The sequence below is a fragment of the Paraburkholderia sp. genome (assembly GCF_049581445.1).
In the GTDB taxonomy this organism is placed as follows: Bacteria; Pseudomonadota; Gammaproteobacteria; order Burkholderiales; family Burkholderiaceae; genus Paraburkholderia.
In genome coordinates this window covers 1-6,624 of sequence record NZ_JBAURZ010000313.1, presented here as the reverse complement: position 1 = coordinate 6,624, position 6,624 = coordinate 1, and the positions used below count along the sequence as shown (strand labels likewise).

Here is a 6,624-nt window from a genome sequence, read left to right as displayed (position 1 = left end):
GCACGGCGCTCGTCCTCAAGGCGGTGCCGTTGCTGCTCGCGCTACCGGGCGTGCTGCGCCGGCGGCTTTATACGCTACAGTGGGCATCGCTGCTCATCCTGCTGTATTTTGCCGAAGGCATCGTGCGCGGCATGAGCGATCGCGGCCACTCCGCGCAGCTTGGCTGGCTGGAGACCTTGCTTGCCGTGATCTTTTTTGTCTGCGCCCTCGTCTACGTCGCGCCATTCAAGCGGGCTGCGCGACGCGCGAAACGCGCTGACTAAGTCCCGTGCAGCCTACCTCCATGGCAGGTGCAAGCCGCTTCATCTGATCCCGTTACCATCATGACCCAACACGCTTCCCCGTCGAGCAACCCAGCCTTCGTCGCCGCCTGCCGTGAGCTCATCGGCGCGGCACACGTGCTGACCGATTCGCACGACACCGCCTCCTACCTGACCGACTGGCGCCGTCGCTACACCGGTGCGGCGTGCGCGGTTCTGTGTCCGGCGACACCCGCTGAAGTGGCCGCGTTAGTGAGGCTCGCCGTCGAGCACGGTGTCGCGATCGTGCCGCAGGGCGGCAACACGGGTCTGGCAGGCGGCGCTACACCGGACAGGAGCGGCGCCCAGGCGGTGCTGAGTCTGCGGCGGCTGAACCGGGTTCGCGACATCGACACGCACAACAATACGATCACCGTCGAAGCTGGCGTGATACTCGCCGAAGTGCAAGCTCGCGCCGAAGAAGCCGGCCGTCTGTTCCCCCTGAGCCTCGCGGCTGAAGGCAGTTGCACGATTGGCGGCAACCTCGCCACCAACGCGGGCGGCACCGGCGTCCTGCGCTATGGCAATACGCGCGAACTGTGCCTCGGCCTCGAAGTCGTGACGGCACAAGGCGAGTTGTGGGACGGCCTGCGCGGCCTGCGCAAGGACAACACCGGCTACGATCTGCGCGACCTTTACATTGGCGCGGAGGGCACGCTTGGCATCATCACGGCCGCTGTGCTGAAGCTCCATCCTCAGCCAGCAGCGCGCGTCACGGCACTCGCTGCGCTTGCTTCGCCTCAGGCGGCACTGGATTTCCTGTCTCTCACGCAGCGCTTTGCGGGGCCGCTTCTGACCGGCTTCGAATTGATGTCGGATTTTTGCCTAAGACTCGTCGGCCGTCATTTCGAACAGATGCGCTATCCGTTCGCCGAGTCGCACGCCCAGGTCGTGCTGCTCGAACTGTCGGACAGCGAGAGTGAGGAACACGCGCGCGCGCTCTTCGAGCGTCTGATGGAAACCGCGCTCGAAGACGGTCTCGTGGAAGATGCCGTCGTGGCGGAGAACCTTGCGCAATCGCGCGCGTTCTGGAATCTGCGTGAACACATTCCGCTCGCGCAGGCCGAAGAGGGGCTCAACATCAAGCACGACATCGCCGTGCCCATTTCGCGCATCGGCCATTTCATCACCGGGACGGATGCGGCCATCGCGCAGGCAGTGCCGGGCGCGCGCATGGTGACGTTCGGGCATCTGGGCGATGGCAACCTGCACTACAACGTGCAGGCCCCCGAAGGAGAGGATGCGAAAGCGTTCCTCGCGCAGTACCAAAGCCCGATCAACCAGATTGTCTATGACAGCGTGCACCGGCATCGCGGCAGCATCAGCGCGGAACACGGGTTGGGTCAGTTGAAGATCGACGAGGCCATGCATTACAAGCCGGAGGTCGAAGTGCAGTTGATGCGCGCGGTCAAACGCGCGCTGGACCCGCTCAACCTGATGAATCCCGGCAAGGTGCTACGCTAGGGGCATCAGCCCGAAACAACGTGACCAACCGCTGTGTGCCAGCGCATCGAAGATCAATCCCGCGAGGGGACGTCCCGCGTTTTCCTGAGAGGAGCATCGTTCGTGAAGATTCGCGTGCTGTCCGATCTGCATCTGGAGTGCGACGAACCAGAAGTGATTCCGCATGCGCAAGCGGATCTGATCGTGCTCGCGGGCGACATCCACAATCATGCGGCCGGTCCGCGCTGGGCCGCGGAAACCTTCGACGGCGCCGTGCCGGTCGTCTACGTGCCCGGCAACCATGAGTACTATGACGGCGAGTTCGGCGCACTGGAAGCGGCGATGCACGACGCCGCCGCGTCGGTCGATAACGTGCACATGCTCAACAATGCCGCGCTGGTCGACCCGGCTGGCCAATGGCGCGTGCTCGGCACGACCTTGTGGACCGATTTCACGCTGTGCGGTGCGGACGCCGATGCGCTCGCCACCTCGATAGCAGCGGCGCAGCGGGTCATGCTCGACTTCCGCGGTCTGATCCAGGTCACCTGGCCGCACGACCGCGCCGCCGCACCGGACGCCGCTGCGACCCGCGATTTCACGCCAGGCGATTCCCTCGCCCTGCATGCGCGGGCCCGCGACTGGCTCGAAAGTGAGTTGGCCAAACCGTTTGCCGGCAAGACGATCGTGGTGACCCATCACGCACCGCATCGGTTGAGTCTTGCCGAGCGTTACGCGGACGACAAGGTGTCGGCCGGGTTCGTCAATCATCTCCCGGATCTGGTGCGTGAGCCGGTCGCGCTATGGATTCACGGCCATACCCATACCTCGTTTGATTACACGATTAACGGGACGCAAGTGGTCTGCAACCCGCGCGGCTATCTCGATCGCCGCACAGGCCGATGGGAAAATCCGCAATTCGCGTGGGATAAGGTAGTGGAGATCTAAACCGCATCGAAACCCGGAGGTGGAAACCCCGCCGCGTCGCTAAAGCGCGTATCTATGCGGTTTCACTCCGTGCCAGCCCCGCTAGCCACAACCGGCGCAACGCATTAAGCTGCGGGCGTCGGCAAGCGGTTGCGCCATCCACCTCGGGAGCGCTCATGTGCGGTCGAATCAGCCAGTACCGCGAAGCATCGCGTTACGCCCAGCACTTGGGGCTGGCCAATCCCTTCATGCTGTTCGATGCCGCCGACCGTCGTCCCGGCTACAACCTGTCGCCAGGCACCCACCCGCTCGCCATCTATCCCGACGAAACAGTACGCGCCATCCACTGGGGCTATTGCCCGGACTGGGCCCGTGCTCAGAACCTGCCGCAGACCATCAACGCACGCGCCGATACAGCCGCGAGTGGGCGTTATTTCAAAGAGTTGTGGAAGACGGGCCGGGTGCTGGTGCCTGCTGACGGCTGGTTCGAATGGCGGCTTGAGTTAGCGATTGATGGGAAGCTTGAGGACACTGAAGCGGATCGGATCTCGTCCGCCACCCAGACACGAAGGCAAGCAGCGGCAGCCCGCGAGACGGTACAACAACCGGCCACGCAACCAGTCAGACAGCCGTACTACGTCCGTCTGAAGCGCGACGAACCGATGTACCTGGCCGCGCTATCCAATGTGCACGGCACGCACCCGCAAACCGAAGGTATGGGATTGGTGATCGTCACCGCCGCCGCCGATGCCGGCCTGATCGACGTACACGACCACCGTCCGCTGGTGTTCGCGCCTCGGGCGGCACGCCGCTGGCTCGACCCAACGCTGAGCGGGCCTGAACTTGATGACTTGGCCCGTCACGCATGCATGCCGCCGGCGAAATTCAGATGGTATCGGGTGAGCACCGATGTGGAGCGCCCGCTGGTAGACGACGCGCGGTTGATCGAGGCACTGCAGTAGTGCCCTAAATCCAGTCGCTCAGCGACGCCGCGTATAGCCCGCCGCATCGCGACGCTCGACCCGGATCGGCACCAGTTGCTGCTGAGCCTTGAGCCGACGCAGCAGATCGCGCGAGCCGGCAATTCCAATCAGTCCCAGCATGACGGCCACGCCGATCAGCAGATGCGTATCCATGATTCCTCTTCCTTATTGATTCCAGATTCCTGACAGCAAGCCGACACGGCCGGCCAGTGCGTTGACTCAACGTTATCAAATCAAATGGGCGGAGGAAGTAAGGAAATGTTGCGACGCCACACTTCTGTAACAGAGCGTCACGATAGCGGCGCGCATGCGGCTCAGAGCGTCCCGTAAAACCTGCGACGCGAGCGAGAACCGCCCGCTCACTCCACTCTTACGTACGGGCGAATTTGCGCAATTCAGCCTGATCAACTGCCAGCGTGGCGGGCAATTCGTCGCGCAGGAACTCGACCCACGTGCGGATTTTCGCGTCGAGGTACTGTCGCGACGCATACAGCGCGTATAGCTTCATTTCCTGCGACGTGTATTCCGGCAGGACCCAGACGAGTTGTCCGCTGCGCAGCCCACTGATGGCCGAATACGTGGGCAGCAGGCCGATGCCCATGCCTTCACGCACCGCCACGGCGAGCGCTTCGGCGACATTGACCTGAAACGTGGCGGGCCCGAGCTCGAAGGTTTCCTGGCCGTCGGGGCCATCGAAGGTCCATGAGTCGGTCGGGAAAACAGGCGTGACCATTTGCAGGCAGGTATGCCGGCTCAGATCGGACGGCACCCGCGGCACCCCATGCCGCTCGAGGTACGCGGGCGACGCACAGGCGATGCTGAACACGCTGCCCAGACGCTGCGACACCAGTCCCGAATCGGGCAGATTCTGCGCCAGCACAAGTGCGACGTCATAACCCTCGTCGAGCAGATCCGGCACGCGCGCCGCCAGCGTCAATTCAATCTGCACTTCCGGATAGCGCTTTTGATACCGCCCCACGGACGGTACGACATAGTGCTGTCCGAAACTCGTCATGCCGTGGACCTTCAGCTTGCCGGACGGCCTGGCGTGGGCGTCGCTTGCCTCGGCCTCAGCCTGATCGACGTAGGCGAGGATCTGCTCGCAGCGCTGCAGATACCGCTCTCCTGCTTCGGTGAGGGCGATGCGACGCGTCGTGCGGTTGAGCAGCCGCGTGCGCAGATGCGCCTCGAGATCGGAGACCGCGCGCGACGCGTACGCCGTGGTCGTATTCAGGTGTTGCGCGGCGCCCGTGAAGCTACCGGCTTCGACGACGCGGACAAATACACGCATGTTTTGGAGCGTATCCATACCTATCCTTTCCGAGACAGGGCGATTGTTACATGCTTGGTAAGAGCGATTGTCACAGTTTGCGTAAAAATGCCTTGCATCTTTACAGCTTATTCAGGAATACCACCAAAAATATAATAACGCAGAGGGTTCTATAGTCAATTAAGGGGGAAATCGTGCAGTCTCCGGTACAAAAAGGGATCGCCGCGCTCGCGGTTCTTACGATCTCACTAACAATCGCCGGATGTGCCAGTACCGGAGGCCTCGCCCCGCAAGCACGCGGAACCGATCCCAGCTCGCTCGATGTGGGAGCCGCCATCCGCGCCGCCAATGCCGACGCGCAATGGCCGGCCGCCGACTGGTGGCGCGCCTACAACGACCCGCAATTAAATGCCTGGATCGAAGCCGCTCAGGCCGGCAATCCAACGCTCGCGGCCGCTCAGGCGCGGGTGCGGCAGGCGCAATCCATGGCGGGCGTCGCGCGCGCAGCGGAGTCGCCGCAAATCAACGGCAATCTGTCGATCGAGCGGCAACATTGGCCCGACAACGTCTATTACGGCCCCGGGCCCCTCGCCGACGCCACCACGTGGGACAACACCGGCACGATCGGCCTTTCCTATCACCTGGATCTGTGGGGTAAGGACAAGAACGCCACCGAACGCGCGCTCGACCTGGCCCACGCCAGCGCCGCCGATGAGCGCGCTGCGCAACTCGAACTGGAAGCGAACGTGGTGCGCGCGTATATCGGCATGTCGATGGACTACGCGCTGCTCGATATCGCCAATGCCACCCTTCAGCAACAACAGCAGATCGTCGATCTGGCCAATCGCCGTCTGAAGGGCGGACTCGGCACCCAGCTCGAACTGAGCCAGGCGCAAACGCCAATTCCCGAATATGAACGTCAGATCGACGCGCTCGAAGAAGCGATCGCGCTCGGACGTAACCAGCTTGCGGCGCTGGCAGGGAAAGGACCGGGCGCGGGCGATTCGATCACCCGGCCGGCGCTCTCGTTGTCGGCACCTGCCGGACTGCCGTCCGCCTTGCCCGCCGATCTGCTGGGCCACCGGCCCGATATCGTCGCGGCTCGCTGGACGGTGGCGGCGCAGGCACGCGGCATCGATGTCGCCAAGGCCAACTTCTATCCGGACATCAATCTGCTGGCGTCGATCGGCGGATACGCAGCGGCCGGTCCGCTGTTCCAGTTCCTGCGTTCGGCCAATGGCAGTTGGACCGGCGGACCGGCGATGTCGCTGCCGATCTTCGACGGCGGCCGACTGCGTTCCGAACTCGGCGTATCGGACGCGGGCTACGACACAGCCGTCGAGCAGTACAACCAGTCCATCGTCAGCGCGTTGAAGGATGTCGCGGATCAGGTCGTACGGCTGCGTTCATTAGAGACGCAGGAGAACGACGCCGAGCGCTCCGTGGCCGCCGCGCGCAAGAACTATGACCTGGCGAAGGAAGGATACAAACGCGGCCTGACCGATTACCTGAACGTGCTGGTCGCCCAGAACCAGTTGCTGCGCGCGCAGGAAGGCGTCGCGCGGATCCAGGCGCAGCGCCTCGGTGCACACGCCTCGCTGATGACCGCGTTGGGTGGCGGCCTCGCCGATCCGGCCGACAGCCCGAAAGCGGACGAAGCGCTGCCGGCGCATGGGCGTGGAAAGGCGGCGGTCGGCGCTGGTGC

The 6,624-nt window shown here is 63.7% G+C and carries 7 protein-coding genes; 5 read left to right on the top strand and 2 right to left on the bottom strand.

Annotated elements, in window-relative coordinates:
- The 4 genes from WCA85_RS25730 to WCA85_RS25715 form a co-directional block, all read left to right on the top strand.
- Positions 1-263, top strand: a 263-nt coding sequence (locus WCA85_RS25730; protein WP_424067682.1) for a DUF2069 domain-containing protein, incomplete at its 5' end; no start/stop codon positions are given.
- A 60-nt stretch (positions 264-323) separates the two neighbouring features.
- Positions 324-1,763 carry an FAD-binding oxidoreductase gene (locus WCA85_RS25725; RefSeq protein ID WP_424067681.1) on the top strand — a complete coding sequence of 480 codons (1,440 nt, stop codon included), beginning with the start codon at positions 324-326 and terminating at the stop codon, positions 1,761-1,763.
- 102 nt (positions 1,764-1,865) lie between these two features.
- Positions 1,866-2,687, top strand: coding sequence for a metallophosphoesterase (locus tag WCA85_RS25720; protein WP_424067680.1), 822 nt, complete (start codon positions 1,866-1,868; stop codon positions 2,685-2,687).
- 155 nt (positions 2,688-2,842) lie between these two features.
- Positions 2,843-3,628 carry an SOS response-associated peptidase gene (locus tag WCA85_RS25715; protein WP_424067679.1) on the top strand — a complete coding sequence of 262 codons (786 nt, stop codon included), beginning with the start codon at positions 2,843-2,845 and terminating at the stop codon, positions 3,626-3,628.
- An 18-nt stretch (positions 3,629-3,646) separates the two neighbouring features.
- Here WCA85_RS25715 and WCA85_RS25710 read toward each other — a convergent pair whose 3' ends face one another.
- Together WCA85_RS25710 and WCA85_RS25705 are read right to left on the bottom strand one after the other, a co-directional pair.
- On the bottom strand, positions 3,647-3,802 hold the full coding sequence (locus WCA85_RS25710) for a hypothetical protein (protein ID WP_424067678.1): 156 nt from the start codon (positions 3,800-3,802) through the stop codon (positions 3,647-3,649).
- A gap of 217 nt (positions 3,803-4,019) precedes the next feature.
- Positions 4,020-4,958 (bottom strand): LysR family transcriptional regulator, encoded by a 939-nt coding sequence (locus tag WCA85_RS25705; RefSeq protein WP_424067677.1) that lies wholly within the window; start codon positions 4,956-4,958, stop codon positions 4,020-4,022.
- 155 nt (positions 4,959-5,113) lie between these two features.
- Here WCA85_RS25705 and WCA85_RS25700 point away from each other — a divergent pair.
- Positions 5,114-6,624, top strand: a 1,511-nt coding sequence (locus tag WCA85_RS25700; protein WP_424067676.1) for an efflux transporter outer membrane subunit, incomplete at its 3' end; no start/stop codon positions are given.

Excerpts from the sequence above, each read along its gene's own strand:
- WCA85_RS25710 (WP_424067678.1), bottom strand. The coding sequence starts at position 3,802 with ATGGATACGCATCTGCTGATCGGCGTGGCCGTCATGCTGGGACTGATT.
- WCA85_RS25725 (WP_424067681.1), top strand. The coding sequence starts at position 324 with ATGACCCAACACGCTTCCCCGTCGAGCAACCCAGCCTTCGTCGCCGCC.
- WCA85_RS25705 (WP_424067677.1), bottom strand. The coding sequence starts at position 4,958 with ATGGATACGCTCCAAAACATGCGTGTATTTGTCCGCGTCGTCGAAGCC.
- WCA85_RS25715 (WP_424067679.1), top strand. The coding sequence starts at position 2,843 with ATGTGCGGTCGAATCAGCCAGTACCGCGAAGCATCGCGTTACGCCCAG.